General features: G+C 45.7%; 18 protein-coding genes. 5 read left to right on the forward strand and 13 right to left on the reverse strand.

The window, feature by feature from the left end; all coding sequences use genetic code 11:
• Window positions 1–11 precede the first annotated feature (11 nt).
• Both F3J22_RS09180 and kdsA read right to left on the reverse strand, forming a co-directional pair.
• A complete protein-coding gene (locus tag F3J22_RS09180; RefSeq protein ID WP_167016378.1) occupies window positions 12–416 on the reverse strand; it encodes a hypothetical protein in 405 nt (134 codons plus the stop codon).
• Between the two features lie 80 nt (window positions 417–496).
• Window positions 497–1315, reverse strand: a complete 819-nt coding sequence (gene kdsA, locus F3J22_RS09185) for a 3-deoxy-8-phosphooctulonate synthase (RefSeq protein ID WP_205195169.1) — start codon at window positions 1313–1315, stop codon at window positions 497–499.
• A gap of 239 nt (window positions 1316–1554) precedes the next feature.
• On the opposite strand from kdsA, the gene F3J22_RS09190 reads away from it, so the two are divergent.
• Window positions 1555–2493 carry an NAD-dependent epimerase/dehydratase family protein gene (locus F3J22_RS09190; RefSeq protein WP_167016380.1) on the forward strand — a complete coding sequence of 313 codons (939 nt, stop codon included), beginning with the start codon at window positions 1555–1557 and terminating at the stop codon, window positions 2491–2493.
• A 149-nt stretch (window positions 2494–2642) separates the two neighbouring features.
• Here F3J22_RS09190 and F3J22_RS09195 read toward each other — a convergent pair whose 3' ends face one another.
• The 9 genes from F3J22_RS09195 to F3J22_RS09235 all read right to left on the reverse strand — a co-directional run bounded on the left by F3J22_RS09195 (window position 2643) and on the right by F3J22_RS09235 (window position 10426).
• Complete coding sequence (locus F3J22_RS09195) at window positions 2643–3890, reverse strand: sulfate adenylyltransferase subunit 1 (RefSeq protein ID WP_205195170.1); 1248 nt, start codon at window positions 3888–3890, stop codon at window positions 2643–2645.
• Between the two features lie 110 nt (window positions 3891–4000).
• Window positions 4001–4909, reverse strand: a complete 909-nt coding sequence (gene cysD, locus F3J22_RS09200) for a sulfate adenylyltransferase subunit CysD (protein ID WP_167016382.1) — start codon at window positions 4907–4909, stop codon at window positions 4001–4003.
• A 57-nt stretch (window positions 4910–4966) separates the two neighbouring features.
• On the reverse strand, window positions 4967–5650 hold the full coding sequence (locus F3J22_RS09205; protein ID WP_167016384.1) for a phosphoadenylyl-sulfate reductase: 684 nt from the start codon (window positions 5648–5650) through the stop codon (window positions 4967–4969).
• Window positions 5651–5908: 258 nt separating this feature from the next.
• Window positions 5909–6328 (reverse strand): Rrf2 family transcriptional regulator, encoded by a 420-nt coding sequence (locus F3J22_RS09210; protein WP_167016386.1) that lies wholly within the window; start codon window positions 6326–6328, stop codon window positions 5909–5911.
• A gap of 149 nt (window positions 6329–6477) precedes the next feature.
• Window positions 6478–7194, reverse strand: coding sequence for a 4-hydroxy-tetrahydrodipicolinate reductase (gene dapB, locus F3J22_RS09215; RefSeq protein WP_167016388.1), 717 nt, complete (start codon window positions 7192–7194; stop codon window positions 6478–6480).
• Between the two features lie 38 nt (window positions 7195–7232).
• Window positions 7233–8006: a DUF5683 domain-containing protein gene (locus tag F3J22_RS09220; RefSeq protein WP_167013027.1), complete on the reverse strand. Its 774-nt coding sequence runs from the start codon at window positions 8004–8006 to the stop codon at window positions 7233–7235.
• Window positions 7957–8874 carry a ParB/RepB/Spo0J family partition protein gene (locus F3J22_RS09225; RefSeq protein WP_167016390.1) on the reverse strand — a complete coding sequence of 306 codons (918 nt, stop codon included), beginning with the start codon at window positions 8872–8874 and terminating at the stop codon, window positions 7957–7959. The genes F3J22_RS09220 and F3J22_RS09225 overlap by 50 nt, the downstream gene beginning before the upstream one ends.
• A complete protein-coding gene (locus F3J22_RS09230) occupies window positions 8858–9679 on the reverse strand; it encodes a ParA family protein (protein WP_167016392.1) in 822 nt (273 codons plus the stop codon). The genes F3J22_RS09225 and F3J22_RS09230 overlap by 17 nt, the downstream gene beginning before the upstream one ends.
• A 66-nt stretch (window positions 9680–9745) precedes the next feature.
• The gene (locus F3J22_RS09235) at window positions 9746–10426 is read right to left on the reverse strand and encodes a metal-dependent hydrolase (RefSeq protein ID WP_167016394.1); all 681 of its coding nucleotides are present in this window, start codon (window positions 10424–10426) and stop codon (window positions 9746–9748) included.
• Between the two features lie 368 nt (window positions 10427–10794).
• On the opposite strand from F3J22_RS09235, the gene F3J22_RS09240 reads away from it, so the two are divergent.
• The 4 genes from F3J22_RS09240 to lon all read left to right on the forward strand — a co-directional run bounded on the left by F3J22_RS09240 (window position 10795) and on the right by lon (window position 16572).
• Window positions 10795–12057, forward strand: coding sequence for a metallophosphoesterase (locus tag F3J22_RS09240; protein WP_167016396.1), 1263 nt, complete (start codon window positions 10795–10797; stop codon window positions 12055–12057).
• Window positions 12058–12240: 183 nt separating this feature from the next.
• Window positions 12241–13131 carry a hypothetical protein gene (locus F3J22_RS09245; RefSeq protein WP_167016398.1) on the forward strand — a complete coding sequence of 297 codons (891 nt, stop codon included), beginning with the start codon at window positions 12241–12243 and terminating at the stop codon, window positions 13129–13131.
• A 110-nt stretch (window positions 13132–13241) separates the two neighbouring features.
• Complete coding sequence (locus tag F3J22_RS09250; RefSeq protein ID WP_167016400.1) at window positions 13242–13844, forward strand: porin family protein; 603 nt, start codon at window positions 13242–13244, stop codon at window positions 13842–13844.
• Window positions 13845–14169: 325 nt separating this feature from the next.
• Entirely contained in the window at window positions 14170–16572 is a 2403-nt protein-coding gene (lon, locus tag F3J22_RS09255; RefSeq protein ID WP_167016402.1) for an endopeptidase La, read from the forward strand.
• A 268-nt stretch (window positions 16573–16840) separates the two neighbouring features.
• Here lon and F3J22_RS09260 read toward each other — a convergent pair whose 3' ends face one another.
• On the reverse strand, window positions 16841–17572 hold the full coding sequence (locus F3J22_RS09260; RefSeq protein ID WP_167016404.1) for a pyridoxine 5'-phosphate synthase: 732 nt from the start codon (window positions 17570–17572) through the stop codon (window positions 16841–16843).
• Window positions 17573–17813: 241 nt separating this feature from the next.
• Window positions 17814–19142, reverse strand: a complete 1329-nt coding sequence (ahcY, locus tag F3J22_RS09265) for an adenosylhomocysteinase (protein WP_167016407.1) — start codon at window positions 19140–19142, stop codon at window positions 17814–17816.
• Window positions 19143–19193: the final 51 nt, after the last annotated feature.

Consider the following 19193-nt stretch of genomic DNA (forward strand, 5'->3'; position numbering starts at 1 on the left):
CTTACTAAATACTACTCCAAATGAAAATTAGTCATCCCATGATAATGGTTCTGTAACTCATTCAGCGTAATATGATGCTTCAGTTCACGGAATTCATCCCTGTAATGCAGTACTATCAAAGGCTCATGCCCATCCGGATACCAGCGTACAGAAAATGGCCCACGCACATATAAAGTGCCTTTGCCGTTGCCTGAAGAAGATTCATCTACATGAAACTGCAACTGCAGCAGCGTTTCTGGTGTAAGCTTCACTGAATACAGGTTATCCAGATCATACCACAACTCATTATCGTTATCAGTGGCAACAAGGATCTTTTTACTGAAGTGATCTACTTCGAGGATCTTGCCAGGTCTTTCAACTCCTCCATAACTTGTAATAACCGTATCACCTGTTTTCAGTTGGTGGATGTTTATCATAATGAAGACGTTTTAAGTGTTATATGAATATACGTAAAACGCTTCAGATGATCAAGATGTTCGGAGCGAAAATTTCCCGCTTATCTTACCACTTTCCTGATCTCCACCAGTTTCTCCAGCAGCTCTTCCAGCAGGTCCAGGCGCAGCATGTTGGCACCGTCGGATTTAGCGCAGGAAGGATCAGGATGTGTTTCAATGAATAATCCATCTGCACCGGTAGCAATAGCCGCTTTGGCAATGGTACTGATCAGTTTCGGATTACCACCGGTAACACCACCCGGCTGGTTAGGCTGTTGTAAAGAGTGGGTACAGTCCATCACCACAGGTTGTCCCAAATCACGCATGATAGGAATATTGCGGTAATCTACTACAAGGTCCTGGTAACCGAAGGTGGTACCACGCTCTGTCAGCATGATTTTATCATTGCCGGCACCTTTGATTTTCTCAACGGCAAATTTCATAGACTCGCCACTGAGGAATTGTCCTTTCTTAACGTTTACTACTTTACCGGTTTCTGCTGCTGCCAGCAGGATGTCTGTCTGACGGCATAAAAACGCAGGTATCTGCAATACGTCTACATAAGCTGCTGCCATAGCTGCTTCTGCTGCAGAGTGTATATCTGATGTTACAGGTACGTTAAAAGTCTTGCCTATCTTTTGCAATAATTCCAGTCCTTCCACATCACCGATGCCGGTAAAGGAATGAATACTGGTACGATTGGCTTTGCGATATGAGGCTTTGAAAATGTAAGGGATTTCCAGTCTTTTACAGATGCCGGAAACTTTCTCGGCGACTGTCATCAGTATCTCTTCTTCTTCAATCACACAGGGGCCTGCAATCAGGAAAAAATTATCCGGATTGTACTGCTCCTGGAACAATGATTTTAAATGCTTCATCATAATTTTATTTCTGTTGAATCAGGTTGCAAAGGTAACCTTTATTATGTAGTAATCTGGCCTTTCCAGACCCGGCTTGTAAGGCTTATGTCATAATATTGTAATCCACAAACATTTCTGTTCCTCAATGGTAATTGCTATTGTTATAGCATTGTCAAGCGCATATATGTGCTGTTCGGAAATAGACAGGAACCCAGTAATATTACGTCCGTTTAAAAAATATCTGCAACAACAAACTTGTTATGAAGAAAGATAAGATCCTGGTTATTGGTGCCTGTGGACAAATTGGCGTGGAGCTGACCCTGGCCTTAAGGAAAATGTATGGAGATGCAAACGTACTGGCGTCTGACCTCCGTGAAGAACACGATCTGCTGAAAGGAACCGGGCCTTATGTGTCGCTGGATGTAATGAACAAGGAAATGTTGCACGTGCTGGTAATCCGTCACAATATTACCCAGATCTATCTCCTGGCGGCTATCCTTTCCGCTACCGGCGAAAAAAATCCTTTACTGGCATGGCATATCAATATGCAAAGCCTCCTCAACGTACTGGATATCGCCAAGGAAGAACACCTCGATAAAGTATACTGGCCTAGCTCCATCGCTGTATTCGGCCCTAACTCCCCTATGCAGGATACACCACAGCATACGATCATCGAACCAACTACCATCTACGGTATCTCCAAATTCGCCGGCGAACGCTGGTGCGAATACTATAACCACCGCTATGGTGTAGATGTAAGAAGTCTGCGCTACCCTGGCCTGATCAGCTATAAATCTGCTCCGGGCGGCGGTACCACCGACTACGCAGTAGAAATCTTCCACGAAGCAAAAGAAAATAAAAAATATACCAGCTTCCTCTCCGAAGATACCTACCTGCCAATGATGTATATGCCGGATGCTATCAGAGCTACCATCGAACTGATGGAAGCCGATGCCTCCAAAATATCCATCCGCAGCGCCTATAACCTTTCTGCTATGAGCTTCTCACCAAAAGAAATCGCAGCAGAAATCAAAAAGCATATTCCTGAGTTTACCATCGGTTACGAGCCAGACTACCGCCAGCAAATCGCAGACGGCTGGCCTAACAGCATGGACGACAGCATGGCTCGTAAAGACTGGGGCTGGAAACCGGAGTACGATCTCGCTAAAATGACAAAAGATATGCTGGACAATATTTAATTTCTCCCGATGTTAAGCCGGAGCCGCAGGCTCCGGCTTAACATCGGGAATCTGGTCCCGCCGAAGGCGGGACCAGATTCCCGAAAAGATATAATGCAAAAAGGCTCTCCCATTTGGAAGAGCCTTTTTGCATTATAAAGTGGTATAATTTATTCAACAAACCCCACTGCTACAGTGGTGTTGTTAAACTCATCTATCAGAATAAACGCGCCATTGGCAGGATTCACGCTATAGGCATCCGCCAGTACCGGCGACGCCGTTTTAACGGTGATCTTACCGATATCATTCAGGCCCATGGAGGTTTTACCTTCAATCTGCTCGTAATTGGTAACATCCACCACAAAATTGATCTGCTGTACTTTTGCTTTTACGCGGTTTACACCATGTTGCAGGAGATAGGTTTTTCCTGTTGTCAATGGGGTGGCATCCATCCAGCATACCTGTGCTGTAACCTCTTTCAGCTGCTGAGGCTGCTGATCTGGTTTTACCAGCATATTACCGCGACTGCTGTCAATTTCATCTTCCAGGGTAATCACCACGCTTTCTCTTGCATGCGCTGTATCCAGTTGTTTTTCGAACTGCTCAATGGTTTTGATTTTACTGCGCTGACCCGAAGGCAGGGATATCACTTCTTCGCCTACACGGAAATGGCCACTGGCCACTTTACCTGCAAAGCCGCGGAAATCGTGGTATTCCGTTGTTCTTGGGCGGATAACACTCTGGATAGGGAAACGGGCAGGATGTACGCTGTCTGCATGATCAAACTGAACCTGCTCCAGGTAATCCAGCAGGGTAGGGCCCTGGTACCAGCTGATGGCGCCATTGCTGGAAGCCACGTTTTCGCCGTACAGGGAAGAAACAGGGATGAACTTCACCTCCCGGCCTTTGTAGCCGGCATTCTCCAGCAGCTGCTGGAATTCTTCACTGATCTGGTTGAAACGGGCTTCGCTGTAGTCGACCAGGTCCATTTTATTAACGCATACCACCAGGTAAGGAATACGCAGGAGGTTGGCGATGAAGAAATGGCGGAAAGTCTGTTCCACAATGCCTTTGCGGGCATCGATGAGGATCAGGGATACCTGGGCGTTGGAAGCGCCGGTAACCATGTTGCGGGTATATTCGATATGTCCCGGCGTATCGGCGATGATATATTTTCTGGTGGGAGTAGAAAAGTAGATATGTGCCACATCAATGGTAATACCTTGCTCACGTTCCGCTACCAGACCATCAGTCAGGAGGGAGAGATCGGTGAAGTCAAGACCTTTTCTTTTGCTGGCAGCATGTAATGCTTCCATTTTATCTTGGGGGATAGAATTGGTATCGTAGAGAAGACGTCCTATGAGCGTGCTTTTTCCATCATCTACACTACCGGAGGTGGCTATACGTAATACTTCCATTTTGTTTTGTTTTGTGTACAGCAGATGAGCTGCTGCGGGTGTTTTCCGCGGGTGGCGCGGGAATGTAGTTCCATCCTGGCAAAACCTGTGCAGGTATTGCCGTTTGCCGGTTAGAAATAACCAGCCTGCTTACGTTTTTCCATAGCAGCTTCAGAGCGTTTATCATCAATACGGGCGCCTCTTTCAGAGATTTTGGCTTCCATAATTTCAGCGATGATATCTTCCAGTTTATCTGCTTCGGAGAGCACGGCTGCGGTACAGGTCATATCACCAACAGTACGGAAACGTACTTTCTGGAGATAAGGCACCTCATCGGCAGTGGTATTCAGGAAAGGAGAGTATGGCCAGTAAAGTCCGTCTCTTTCAATGATTTCGCGCTCATGTGCGTAATAGATAGATGGAATACGGAGATTTTCCCTGCGGATGTAATTCCAGACATCCAGCTCTGTCCAGTTAGAGATAGGGAATACCCTTACGTTTTCGCCTATATTAATTTTACCGTTGAGGATATCAAACAGTTCAGGGCGTTGCATTTTAGCATTCCATTGACCGAATTCATCTCTTACAGAGAAGATCCTTTCCTTTGCACGTGCTTTCTCTTCGTCGCGGCGGGCGCCCCCTATACATGCATCAAACTTGCCTTCTTCGATGGCATCGAGGAGGGTAACGGTTTGCAGGGCATTACGGCTGGCGTATTTACCGGTTTCTTCCTGTACTTTTCCCTGGTCAATGCTATCCTGCACATTCCGTACAATGATATCCAGGCCCAGTGTATCTACCAGCCAGTCGCGGAACTCGATGGTTTCCGGGAAGTTATGACCCGTATCTACATGGAGTAAAGGAAAAGGTATTTTACCTGGATAGAAAGCCTTCTGTGCTAAGCGTACCAGGGTGATGGAGTCCTTTCCACCGGAGAAAAGCAACACGGGTTTCTCAAACTGGGCAGCAGTTTCACGAAGTATATAGATGGCTTCATCTTCCAGTGCCTGAGGAAATTCCCAATTGATCTGATTCGTCATGGACTATATAAATTAGTTGAAGTTATCGTGTTTGTTTAGAGAAGATTATGAAGATGATCAGCCATGGAGGCCACATTCCTTATGGGAGATCTCCCACCACCAGCGACCCGCCCTTGGATGCTCACCTGGCTCGATGGCGCGGGTACATGGGGCGCAGCCTATGCTGATAAAGCCTTTATCATGCAGCTTGTTATAAGGAATGTTATGCGTTTTCAGGTGATCGATCATCTCGTCGAAGGTCCAGTGGATCAGCGGATTGTATTTGTACAACTGCTTGTTTTCGTCCCACTCGAGCGCTTTCATATCATGACGGTTGTCGGATTGTTCGGCGCGTAAACCGGTAATCCAGACTTTCACTCCCTGCAATGCACGGTTCAGGGGCACCACCTTACGGATACCACAACACTCTTTCCTGTTGTCAACTGATTCGTAAAAGCTGTTCGGACCTTTAGCCTTCAGCAACTGTTCTACAGCTGCTGTTTCAGGGAAATACACGTCTATCGGCTGTTTGTAGCGTGCCATCGTCAGGTCGATGAGGTCATAGGTTTCCTGGAACAGTCGCCCGGTATCCAGGGTAAATACCCGCACGGGTAAGTTATTGCGCCAGATAATGTCTGCAATTACCTGGTCTTCCTGGCCAAAAGATGTGGAAAATGCTACTGCTCCCGGATATTGCTCCGTCAACAGCCTGATGCCTTCCACTACTGACTTGTTGTCCAGCGCGGTGGTAATGTCTGTCATGTAATACTTCCTTATGGTGAAATGCCTTGTGCCAGCCCTTCTGCACTGAAATTTATTGCAGCGGGTATACAAAAATACATAAAACCTATAAAAAAGATAGACTAAATAGGTAAAAAGCAAAAATATTTTGATGGACGTATGCCGGACCGGCAGCCAGCCTGCAGTAAGGCAGGATTTGATCAGAAATGGAGGGAATAGGGGGCAAAGAAAAAGCTCCTGCCTGGGCAGGAGCTTTCTAAATTCTTGATAATCTTTTACTTAGGCATTCCTTGTAAGAATATCTTTCAGTGTCTTGTTTTCCAGAATTTTGAGTGCGGAGTCTCTAACTCTACCCATTACTTCATTCAAACCACAGATAGCTTCGTCACGACAGTTCTCGCAACGTTCGTAGTAGTTCAGGCTCACGCAGGGCAGCAGTGCAATAGGACCGTCCAGCAGGCGTATAATCCTTGCCAGCGCGATTTCCTTTGGCGGCTTCATCAGGTAATAGCCACCGCCTTTCCCTTTTTTACTACCCAGAATACCAGAGTTTTTCAACTCCAGGAGAATATTTTCCAGAAACTTGATAGATATATTCTTTTCCTGTGCTATTTCAGAGATAAGGATAGGTCCTTTGTCTACATTCTCGGCCAGGTAAATTAATGCGTGAAATGCGTATTGTGTTTTTTTAGATAACATATCGTCTGTTTTGCATCCCCCCTGGATGTGCTTTGGTGGCAGCGAACATTATTTAACCTAACAAATATAAGTTGTTCCTGCGTTTTTTTGACATTTTGCCATAGATAACCTGACAAACCCGCAAAAGCAGGCTTTATTCAAACTATCTTTTAGAGGTTCAGCACATCTTTCATGGTAAACACACCTGTTTTGCCTTTCAGCCATTCTGCTGCAACTACAGCGCCGGCAGCAAAGCCTTCCCTTGAATGGGCCGTATGTGTAATGCTGATATCGTCGATAGGAGAGGTATAAGTGACAGAGTGCGTACCCGGCGCCGGATCAATACGTTTGGAGATGATCGGCAGCAGCTCAGGGTTATGGCTTTCTTCGTTTACCCATTCTTTTTTACGGGTAACGGAGTGCAGCAGTTGTTCTGCCAGCGTGATGGCAGTTCCGCTTGGACTGTCTTTCTTCTGGGTATGGTGGATTTCTTCCATCCATACATCGTATTGAGACTGACCAGCCATCAGTTCAGCCAGGCGTTTGTTTACTTCAAAGAAGATGTTTACACCGATGCTGAAATTGGTGGCATGCAGGAAAGCTTTTCCTTCTTTTTTGCAGATTTCTTCAATTTCAGGCAATTTTTCCAGCCATCCGGTGGTGCCGCAAACAACAGGGACATTTGCTTCAAAGCATTTGAGGATGTTTTCGTAGGCTGTTTCCGGGCTGGTAAATTCGATAGCTACATCTGCCTGGCCAAGGTGTTCCTTGTCCAGCAGGTGTTTATGGCTGATATCTATGCGCAGTATAACTTCGTGACCTTTGGCGGTAGCAATGGCATCAATGGCTTTACCCATTTTGCCATATCCGATCAGTGCGATTTTCATAACCTTTTACTTCGGTTTTTTTATGTTGATGGCGGCGACTAGCGACCTGCATAATACAGGCCCTGTCTGGTTTTTTTCCCTCCGAGAGAGATATTGACACCTATGCCTAATGTGCGATTATTAATGATGGTGGGCGACACTCTGAGCGACAGATCATCTGAAATGTCGAAGGAGCGGAGATGTGCAAATACAGTCGCATCCACGATATTCAATCCATATGACAATACGAAGAACAATACAGAATAATCCACGTACGACCGGTACTGGTCCCTGATCACCTTGATGGCATCTGCGGGATAGGTACGCGGGTAAATGGTTTCAAATTCGTCGTGAATATCGGGGTTGTTGAGTAACCTGATACGGTAGGCGTCACGGTAACGCTTATACTCTTTCATATTGAAAATGAAAAAGCCGGTACAGGTACCGATCGCCGCATATACTAAAGGTATTTTCCAGTATTCTCTGTTATAGGCCTGACCTAAACCTGGCAGAACTGCTGAGTAAAGCGCTGCTTTACGCGGACTATGATAGTTGGCAGGCTCTCCCAGTTTATCAGACTGGATAATGCTATCCATGTGTTTGGCATGTGCTGCACTGTCCGACGCTGCTTTACTTACCTGGATTGTTGTATCGGAGGTAAATTTGATGGCAGGGGGCACCGTGTCCCGTTGCTGCGTGGTAGCAGCCATTACAGGTGCTGTTGCTATGCACAGCAACAGGAATAAAGTTATACGCAAAAAATGATGAATCTGTCCAGCCTTATTAGCCACCGTAAATGTCAATTTTTTCCAGAATGCTATCCAGTTCTTCATCTGAATAGAATTCGATCATAATACTTCCTTTTCCGTTCTTGTCTCTGTCCAGTTTAACTTTCGTTGAGAAGTGCGAGGCCAGGTTATCCTGAATTTTCTGGAAGGCTGGCGGCAGTTTAACTTTTGCCTTTTGCTGGTTTCCTTTCTCTGTAGCCTGAGCCATACGACGGGCCAGTTCTTCCGTCTGACGGACAGAAAGGCCTTCTTTTATGATTTCATTATACAGGAATAACTGGTTTTCTACTTTTTCAATACCGGTAATAACGCGTGCATGGCCCATGCTGAGCTGGCCATTTCTTACGGCTACCTGGATATCTGGTGGCAGTTTTAACAGGCGGATATAGTTGGTTACCGTACTTCTTTCCTTGCCCATACGGTCGGCCACCTGTTCCTGTGTGAGAGAACATTCTTCCATCAGGCGCTTGTAGCTGAGCCCCACCTCAATGGCATTGAGGTTTTCGCGCTGGAGGTTTTCCAGCAGGGCCAGTTCCAGCAGCTCCTGGTCATTTACCTGGCGAACATATGCAGGGATATCTTTCAGGTCAGCCATTTTGCTGGCTCTCCATCTGCGTTCGCCGGCAATGAGCTGGTATTTTTTATTGCTGATTTTAGCCACCGTAACCGGCTGGATAATATCATGCAGTTTAATAGACTGACTCAGCTCCTGTAATGCCACCTCGTCAAAATCACGGCGGGGCTGTTTAGGGTTGGTCACGATCTGGTCTAACGGGATACGTTCAATACCAGTAGCAGTGGCCACTACCTTATCACCCAGCGCACCAGCTGTTTGCTTCAGATCTGTATCTATATTTTGGAGCAAAGAGCGGATGCCCTTACCCAGCGCTTCTTTCTTACTTGGATTGGTCATCGTTTATAGCTAAGATTTTGTCTTTAGATTTAATTTTTGTGAAATTATGTTTCTGCAGGATTTCTTTTGCCAGGTTGAGATAATTGATCGCTCCTGTGCTGGCAGCGTCGTACATAATTACTGATTTACCAAAGCTTGGTGCTTCACCCAGCTTGGTATTACGGTGTATGATCGTGTTAAAGACACTCTCTTCAAAATGCTGTTTTACTTCGTCTACCACCTGGTTGCTGAGGCGTAAACGGCCATCGTACATGGTCATCAGGATGCCTTCAATTTCCAGCTCCGTATTCAGACGGCTTTGCACAATTTTAATGGTATTGAGCAATTTACCCAAGCCTTCCAGTGCAAAAAACTCGCACTGAACAGGGATAATCACTGAGTTGGAGGCCACCAGCGCATTTACCGTGATCAGGCCCAGGGAAGGAGAGCAGTCCACGATTACAAAGTCATAATCACCCTGCACGCTGTCTATCACCTGTTTCATCACGCGTTCCCTGTTAGGGTGGTTGATCAGTTCCAGTTCGGCACCAACCAGGTCTATATGAGAAGGAAGTACTCTCAGATTGGGAGTATCGGATTCCAGTATTACATCTTTGGCCTGAACATCGTTTACCATACAGTCATACAAACTCTGCTGCACATTGCGCAGGTCAAAGCCGAGTCCTGTGGTGCTGTTGGCCTGTGGATCCGCATCCACCAGCAGTGTCTTGTATTCCAGCACTGCCAGGCTGCTTGCCAGGTTAATTGCACTTGTAGTTTTTCCTACGCCACCTTTCTGGTTAGCGATTGCGATAATTCTTGCCATTGTCTTAATTAATAATTCAAGGTTTATTTATAGGATAGAGGATAAAACAATACAAACATCTCTTCCTCAAACCTCAACGGTGCCACCTATTTCCGGCAGCAGTAATTCCAGGCCCGCTTCTTTGAATTGTTGCTGCGCAGCCTGATGGTCTATCTTAATATAGCCAAAAGTATCGTAGTGTACGCCAATTATTTTTGCACATTCGATCATTTCCGCTGCTGCAATGGCATCTTCTACGCCCATCGTGAAATTATCCCCGATAGGTAATACGGCAAAATTCAGCTTTGCAAAGGATGGAACCAGTTCCATATCATAGGTCAGCGCCGTATCTCCGCTATAATAAAAATTACCTTCTTCTGTAATAAATACAAATCCCATCGGATTACCACCGTAACTACCGTCCGGTAAACCACTGGAATGTTGTGCCACCGTACATTTTACAGTCCCGAAGTCGAACTTCCATTTACCACCGGTATTCATAGGATGGAGCTTCTCCAGTCCCTGTTTACCCGCCCAGGTCACAATTTCGAAATTGGAAACTACGGTAGCGCCTGTACGCTTTGCCAGTTCCACCAGGTCGGCTGTATGGTCCTCATGGCCATGCGATACAAATATGTAATCGGCCTTAATGGCTTCAATATCAACTTTCTTCGCTAACTCATTGTGTCTGATAAAAGGATCAAATAAGATGCTCTTACCCTTGATCTCTACCGCAAAGCAGGAATGTCCGTAAAACGTGAACTTCATAAATTAATTATTTGAATGAATTACAGCGCATAACAAAACGTCACCACCCGTAATTTGGATATCAATATTAATTCTGTCAAAATTAAAAGTAACCCCAATCGAACAAAAATACAACGATTAGGTAAAAATCAGGCGACGCGGTATATATATTTTATTCACACTCCCTTCGTAACCCGTGGTTAAAGGGTTAAGGCTGAACTGCTTCGGATGTCCAAATGTAACGGATTCCTTTTCTACAGAAAAAAAATAAAACATACAATTAACCTGCTTGTTATTCGTCTACATATCAACTGCATGATATTTAACTTTTTGTACCTGCAGTTATTAGGTATCTTGCCTGATTAGTTATATTAATATAAATCATAATAATGCGCCCTGGCTCTAATACCCTCCTACTGGTCCTGTTTATGGTAGCTCTGGACATCTACGTCTTCCAGGCTGTTCGTGCAATGGTATATATGTCTACCCCAAGGGTTAGAAATATCACCTATAGTACCTATTGGGTCATCTCCATCGCCTGTGTGGCCCTGGTGGCTCTCTTACCTTATATTAAATGGCACAACTGGCCCAACGCCGTTAAATCATATGTGCTTGCCATCCTCATCGGTCTGGTAGTGGCCAAACTCCTCGCCGCCGTTTTCCTCCTTATAGACGATCTGCGAAGAGGAATTGTTTGGATAATCCGCAGATTTTCAGCACCTAAGGAAGTGGCAACGGAAGCCGTAAACGGACTTTCCCGCTCCCAGTTCCTCAACAGACTTGGACTCATAGCAGGTGGCAGCCTCTTTGGCGCCCTGCTCTACGGCTTCTCCAATAAATACAATTATCACGTCCACCGGATAAAACTTTCCTTTAAAAATCTGCCGGCTTCCTTTAAAGGAATGCGTATCGTCCAGATTTCGGATATCCATTCAGGTAGTTTCGCCAACAGGGAAGCAGTACTGAAAGGTGTGAAAATGATCAATGACCAGAAAGCTGACCTGGTCCTCTTTACCGGCGACCTCGTCAACGACCGTGCCATCGAAATGGAAGAGTGGATGGATGTTTTTAGTCAGGTGAAAGCGCCTATGGGCGTATATTCTACCCTCGGCAATCACGACTATGGCGACTATTACCCATGGCCCGATAAGCAGCCGAATGGCTACAGCGCCATGCAGCACCAGAACCTGGAACACCTCAAAAAGGTCCATGCAGACCTGGGCTGGAAACTGATGATGAACGAAAACACCGTATTCCAGCGGAATGAAGATAAAATTGCCCTCCTGGGAATCGAAAACTGGAGCGCCATGTCCCGATTCCCTAAATACGGCGACCTGAAAAGAGCCTATGAAGGTATCGATGATGTTCCGTTTAAAATCCTGATGTCGCACGACCCTACCCATTGGGATGCACAGGTAAGGCCGGAATTTTCGGACATCGACCTCACCCTGGCCGGCCATACCCACGGTATGCAGTTCGGCGTGGAAATCCCTGGCCTGAAATGGAGTCCGGCACAGTATATATATAAAGAATGGGCCGGCCTTTACAAGAAAGGCAGCCAGTTCCTCTATGTAAACCGTGGCTTCGGGTTCCTGGGATATCCGGGAAGAGTAGGGATACTGCCGGAAATTACCGTAATTGACCTTGTTTAAGATACGAGCCCCGCTTATTTATCGACAAATAAGCGGGGTACAACTATACTTACTGCCTCTTCAACCATATATCCGACCCCGGTAACTGCTAAACATCTATATTGCGGTAGCATTATATTTGGAAAAAGCATATTCATGCGGGTTTACTTTATATTCTTATTACTGTTATGCAGCCATCTTGCGATGGGCCAAACTTTAGCTGAGCTGGAGCACCAGCTCGACTCATTGCTGCGTAAGAAGGAGAAAAGTGAATTGGTCGCCAGTGTCGGATATGGGAATAACCCTGCTTACGGTAGCCAGACGCCGAATTATGAGCTGCCCCTGGTAATGAAAACGTTTATTTCTCCCTCCCTTACCTATTATCATAAAAGTGGATTTTATGGTAGTATAAGTGGATATTACCTGTTTGATTCCTACAAAGATCCCTGGTACGAATGGGATTTCACTGCAGGTTACGACTATACGAAAAATGATAAGTTATTAACAGGTATCTCTTATACCAGGTATCTTTTTGCAGATAGTTCAGACGTTCCCCTTTCTCCCATCAATAATGAGTTGTTTGCTTACTTCTATTATCGTAAATGGTGGCTGGAACCCGGTGTCAGCGTAGATTTGGGCTGGGGAAAAACAGTGACTGAAGGCATGCACGACGGATTGAAGTCCAGAACAACATTGCAGGGCCACGATTTCAATATCATTACAGCAGTAAGGCATCCTTTTATTTTTACAGGACTGTTTACTGCAAAGGATGCGGTGTTATTAACGCCTTCTTTTGCCCTGACGATGGGGACTGCCAATTATTTCAGTAACCTGAAAGGATTTCAGTATTATACCCGCTCTACTAAGCCCAGCAAGCCGGCGCACAAGCCTGGTGCGCCTATTACCAAGCCCGTGGATATCACCAACGAGCTGGTAACAGGTTTCGAACCGCGCGCGCTCGACCTGACGGTGAATGTCTCTTATCTTATCGGAAAGGTAAGTTTATCTCCTTCCTATACCGTTTTCAAAACTTTTAATACTGGCGAAAACGGCCTCCTTAGCTACTTTACAGCGAAGCTGAGTTACAGTTTTTAATTTTCTTAACATTTAGCACGGCTTTTGTAATTGTCACCCCGCAACTATTCATAGGGGTGAAAGGTCCCTCAGGCGTCTATATTTTAACCATGACATTTAATCTTGTTTTTATGAAAAAACTCTTGCTTGCTGTTGTGTTGCTGACTGCAACAGCCGTTTCGTCTAACGCACAATCGTTCTTCCGCTGGGGTGTTAAAGGTGGTGCCAACCTGGGTAAAATAGATGGTACAGGGTATCAGAACGGATTTAACCTGGGATATCACCTGGGAGGCTTCGTTCAGCTCAATCTTGCAAAAGGTTTTGGTGTACAGGGAGAAGCTATTTTCTCCTCTACCAAAACCAAAACCACAGACAACTTCAGTGAAATTTACAACACTGGTAACCTGAATGATAATGGCAAAAAAATCACGCTGAATTATCTCAGTATTCCGTTACTGGCAAATATTGATTTAGGTACACCACGTCTGAAACTCCAGTTAGGCCCTCAGTTTGGCGCCCTGGTAAGCAACAAGGACGTATTCGGCGCCGCCAATACTGCATTTAAGGGAGGTGAAATCTCCGGTGTGGGTGGTCTCTGGCTGCAATTACCTATTGTCAACATCAGTGCCCGTTATATTATCGGATTTAATGATGTTAAAGATGCCAGCAGCGTTACCAATACCAGCAACTGGAAGAACCAGTCGATTCAGCTGGGGGTAGGTGTAACACTTTAATATTTTTGGAAGAAGCGCCCTCCCGCGCTTTTTCTTTTTAATGGAAGATGATCAGCGAATGGTAACCCATCGCGCGAAGCGCAAATAAAAGATTTGTAAAAAATACAATTATTTACGAGTCTGCCATGCTGGATTTAATCTTTTTTACATCATAACTGTTAAAGAGCTTTTGTACTTTCTGTTTCCCGCAGATCGTATGAAAGCTCTTCGTTTTGGCAGGGTTTTCACTTGGCACCAAACTTGACAATATACCACTGCTATTAAACTGAGTGTCTGAAGTCGGGGGAGTCTGACAGAATGTCCTCAGTGGCTTTAAATAATTCAGATGAATAGATTTTATTTAGGAAATTCAGAAGATGAAATGGAATTCATGCCAATTATCCCTCTCAGTGAAGACGGCGAGGGGCAAGAGGATGACAAGATTCCTGATGAACTGGCATTATTACCATTAAGAAATACAGTACTCTTCCCTGGAGTGGTTTTACCAATTACTGTAGGCAGGGATAAATCCATAAAAGCAGTGAACGATGCCTACAAGACTGACAAAATGATCGGTGTTGTAGCGCAAAAAGACAGTACAATCGAAGATCCGGTTGTAGCTGACCTGAGTGAAGTTGGAACTGTGGCAAGGATTGTTAAGCTGATCAAAATGCCGGACGGCGGTACTACCATCATCATCCAGGGCCGTAAACGCTTTAAAATTGATGAGGTTGTTACGGAAGAGCCTTATTTCAAAGCTAAAATTTCTATCCTGCAGGACGAATCTGCAGACGACGATACAGAATTTGATGCCTATATCTCTTCTATTAAGGACCTGGCAGCACAGATCATTCAATTATCTCCCAATCTGCCGTCAGAAGCAAGCATCATCCTGAAAAATATTGAGAATCCCGCTTTTCTCGTGCATTTCGTGTCTTCCAACCTCAATTCGGAGCTGAAAGACAAACAGTTACTGCTGGAAACCAATGACCTGCGTCAAAGGGCAGAGCTGCTGATGAAGTTATTGCAGACAGAATTGCAGCTGGCAGAACTGAAAAACAAAATCACCAACAAAACCAAAGCTGATCTTGATAAGCAACAGCGTGATTATTTCCTGCAACAGCAGATGAAATCTATCAAAGAGGAGCTGGGCGGTGATTCCAATGATCGTGAGATCAGGGAAATGAAACGTAAAGCGGAGGACAAAAAATGGCCTCCGGCTGCTGCAGAAGCCTTTACCAAAGGCATTGAAAAGCTGGAACGTATGCACCCGAGCACGCCGGACTACAGCGTGGTGTATAACCACCTGGACCTCCTGCTGGACCTGCCATGGGGCGAATATACCACCGACAGCTATGATCTGAAAAAAGCGAAGAAAGTACTGGACAACGACCATTATGGCATGGACAAAATCAAGGAGCGTATCCTTGAATACCTGGCCGTACTGAAGCTGAAAGGGGACATGAAATCTCCGATCTTATGTTTCGTTGGTCCTCCGGGTATCGGTAAAACCTCGCTGGGTCGCAGTATTGCCAATGCTATTGGCCGTAAGTATGTAAGACTCAGCCTGGGCGGCCTTCACGACGAAAGTGAAATCCGTGGTCACCGTAAAACCTATATTGGTGCTATGCCTGGCCGTATCGTTCAGTCTATCCGTAAGATAAAATCCTCCAATCCGGTGATTATCCTGGATGAACTGGATAAGCTGGCCAATGATCATCGTGGCGATCCAAGTTCAGCTATGCTGGAAGTACTGGACCCTGAACAGAACAGCACCTTCTATGATAACTACCTGGAGCTGGAATATGACCTGAGTAAAGTGTTGTTTATCGCTACGGCGAATAACCTGGGTGCCATCCCTGCTCCGCTGCGCGACAGGCTGGAAATCATTGATCTGAGTGGATATTCCATTGAAGAGAAAGTAGAGATTGCGAAGCGACACCTGATTCCTAAGCAGAAAGATGCACATGGTCTGAAGGATAGTAAGTTTCGTATAAGCAATAGCGTTATAGAACATATCGTTGCTGATTACACCCGCGAGAGTGGTGTACGTGAGCTCGACAGGCAGTTTGCAGCCATCATGCGTAACCTGGCTAAGGAAGTGGCTTTAGAAAATCCGCTGCCAGAGTCGCTTTCCAATGAATTTGTAGAGAAAGTGCTGGGTAAATCCAAATACAGCAATGAGATCTATAAAGGCGGCAATCCTCCGGGAGTGACGGTAGGGCTTGCCTGGACCTATGTGGGTGGTGATATCCTGTTTATTGAGAGTAGTTTGAGTGAAGGAAAAGGAGACCTGAAACTGACTGGTAACCTGGGTAATGTAATGAAAGAATCTGCCATCACGGCACTTACTTACCTGCAATCCAACGCTGCTACCTATAATATTGATCCTAAGCTCTTTAAAGAGAAGAGTGTACATATTCACATACCTGAAGGCGCTGTTCCGAAAGATGGCCCGAGTGCAGGTATTACCATGCTAACCGCGTTAACCTCTCTGTTTACAGGCAGGAGGGTGAAGTCTTACCTGGCGATGACCGGTGAGATTACCTTACGCGGGCAGGTATTGCCGGTAGGTGGTATCAAGGAGAAAATCCTGGCAGCAAAACGTGCCGGTATCCGTGAGATCATCCTCTGCTGGCAGAATGAAAAGGATATTAACGAAATTAATCCTGACTATATCAAGGGGCTGAAGTTTCATTATGTGAAGCAAATGAACCAAGTGCTCGATATAGCGTTATTAAAGAAGTAAAATCGAGTAACATTGCCGCTACTCCTGGCGGCAACTATTATAAATATTCATATCGGTTTTGTTGTGACCCCGATATGAATCATGTTGATTGTTTTAAGGGTTCGATAAAGCCATTTGCGTAAGCTGATGGCTTTATCGCTTTTTAGGCGTACCTCGTGGCAGGATGTGCGAAGGGTTTCACCGCGTAGCGGTGAAACCCTTCGCACATAAAAAAACTCCGGACCGTAGGTCCGGAGTTTTTTTATGTGCATAAAATATTGTTGGGAGCTTAATCAGCTAATTGTCTTTTATAGAGCTGGATGGTATTTTCCAGTCCAAAATAGATGGCATCGGCTACCAGGGCATGACCGATAGAAACTTCTTTCAGCTGCGGGATATGCAGTTTAAAGAAGCGGAGGTTATCCAGGTTAAGGTCGTGGCCGGCGTTGATATCCAGTCCGATGGCAGTAGCTTCTTTAGCGGTGTTTTTATAGTCGTTGAACAGCTGCAGGTTCTGCGGTTGTGTTCTGGCTTTGGTATATTCTTCTGCGTAAGGGCCGGTATATAGTTCGATACGATCAGCGCCTGCTGATTTGGCACCTGCCACCATCGCTACTTCGGGGTTGAGGAAGATAGATACACGGATACCAGCTTTTTTCAGTTCAGCGATTACGTCCCTGAGTTGAGACTGGTAGGTGATGGTATCCCATCCGGTGTTGGAGGTGATGGCATCAGGAGGGTCTGGCACGAGGGTGCACTGTTCAGGTTTTACAGACAGTACGAGGTCCATGAAGTCCTGGGAAGGGTAGCCTTCGATATTGAATTCAGTTGTTACCAATGGTTTCAGGTCGCGTACATCCTGGTAGCGAATATGTCTTTCATCCGGGCGTGGGTGAACGGTGATGCCGTCGGCACCGAAGCGTTCGCAGTCCTGAGCTATTTTTAATATATCCGGGAGATTGCCACCGCGTGCATTGCGCAGTGTTGCAAACTTATTGATGTTAACACTAAGCTTAGTCATGCCGCAAAATTATTGATTTTTTTGCGCCTCAGGTGCTTTTTTTCTTTCAGGACAGATTTATTCCTGTGGTTTAGGGAAGGCCGTCAGCCGCGGGCTGGCGGCCTTCCCTAAACTTACGGGTGCCGAAGGCGCCTGTAAGTTTAGGGCATAATAATGCAGGCATCCTGCAGTTCATCTGAATATAAAAAAAGAGACTGACTCGTTGAGCCAGTCTCTTTTCGAAAAAGTATCTGAAAACAGATTAGTATCTGTAGTAGTCAGGTTTGAATGGACCTTCCACAGGAATACCGAGGTATTCAGACTGAACGGAAGACAGGGTATCCAGTTCTACGCCGATTTTTTTCAGGTGCAGTCTGGCTACTTTTTCATCCAGGTGTTTAGGCAGTACGTAAACTTTGTTTTCGTATTTGTCGGTATTCAACCAGAGTTCCAGCTGAGCCAGGGTTTGGTTGGTGAAAGAGTTGGACATTACGAAAGAAGGGTGACCGGTAGCGCAGCCCAGGTTAACGAGGCGGCCTTCAGCCAGGAGGATGATGTCTTTACCATCGATAGTATATTTATCTACCTGTGGTTTGATTTCAACTTTAGTATTGCCGTAGTTATTATTTAACCATGCAACATCGATTTCGATATCGAAGTGACCGATGTTAGACACGATACATTTATCTTTCATCAGTTTGAAGTGTTCGCCGGTGATGATATCGCGGCAACCAGTGGTGGTAACGATGATGTCTGCTTCTTTCACTGCATCGTTCATTTTTTTCACTTCATAACCTTCCATTGCGGCCTGCAGTGCGCAGATCGGATCGATTTCAGTTACGATAACGCGGGCACCGGCGCCACGGAGAGACTCAGCGGAACCTTTACCAACATCACCGAAACCTGCAACAACAGCAACTTTACCAGCGATCATTACGTCAGTAGCACGACGGATAGCGTCTACACAGGATTCGCGGCAACCGTATTTGTTATCGAATTTGGATTTGGTAACAGAGTCATTGATATTGATCGCAGGCATTGGTAAAGTACCGTTTTTCATGCGCTCGTAGAGGCGGTGAACACCGGTAGTAGTTTCTTCACTCAGACCTTTGATATGCTGGATCAGCTCAGGGTAACGGTCCAGCACCATGTTGGTGAGATCGCCACCGTCGTCCAGGATCATATTTAACGGACGGTCAGCAGCACCGAAGAACAGTGTTTGCTCGATACACCAGTCAAAATCCTGTTCGTTCAGGCCTTTCCATGCAAAAACAGGTACACCTGCAGCAGCAACAGCAGCAGCGGCGTGGTCCTGTGTAGAGAAGATATTGCAAGAGCTCCAGCGTACTTCAGCACCGAGGTGAACCAGTGTTTCGATCAGTACGGCAGTCTGGATAGTCATATGCAGACAACCGGCGATGCGGGCACCTTTCAGTGGTTTAGAATCACCGTACTCTTCACGGAGAGACATCAGGCCTGGCATTTCAGCTTCTGCCAGTTCGATCTCTTTACGGCCCCAGTCAGCGAGGGACATATCTTTTACCTTATATGGCAGGCTAAAGTCGATGTTAGAATTAGAAATAGTAGACATTCTTACTTTTTTTGCAAATCTATGGTTATTTTTTCTTTTTACATAGTCCTC

Source organism: Chitinophaga sp. Cy-1792 (assembly GCF_011752935.1).
In the GTDB taxonomy this organism is placed as follows: domain Bacteria; phylum Bacteroidota; class Bacteroidia; order Chitinophagales; family Chitinophagaceae; genus Chitinophaga.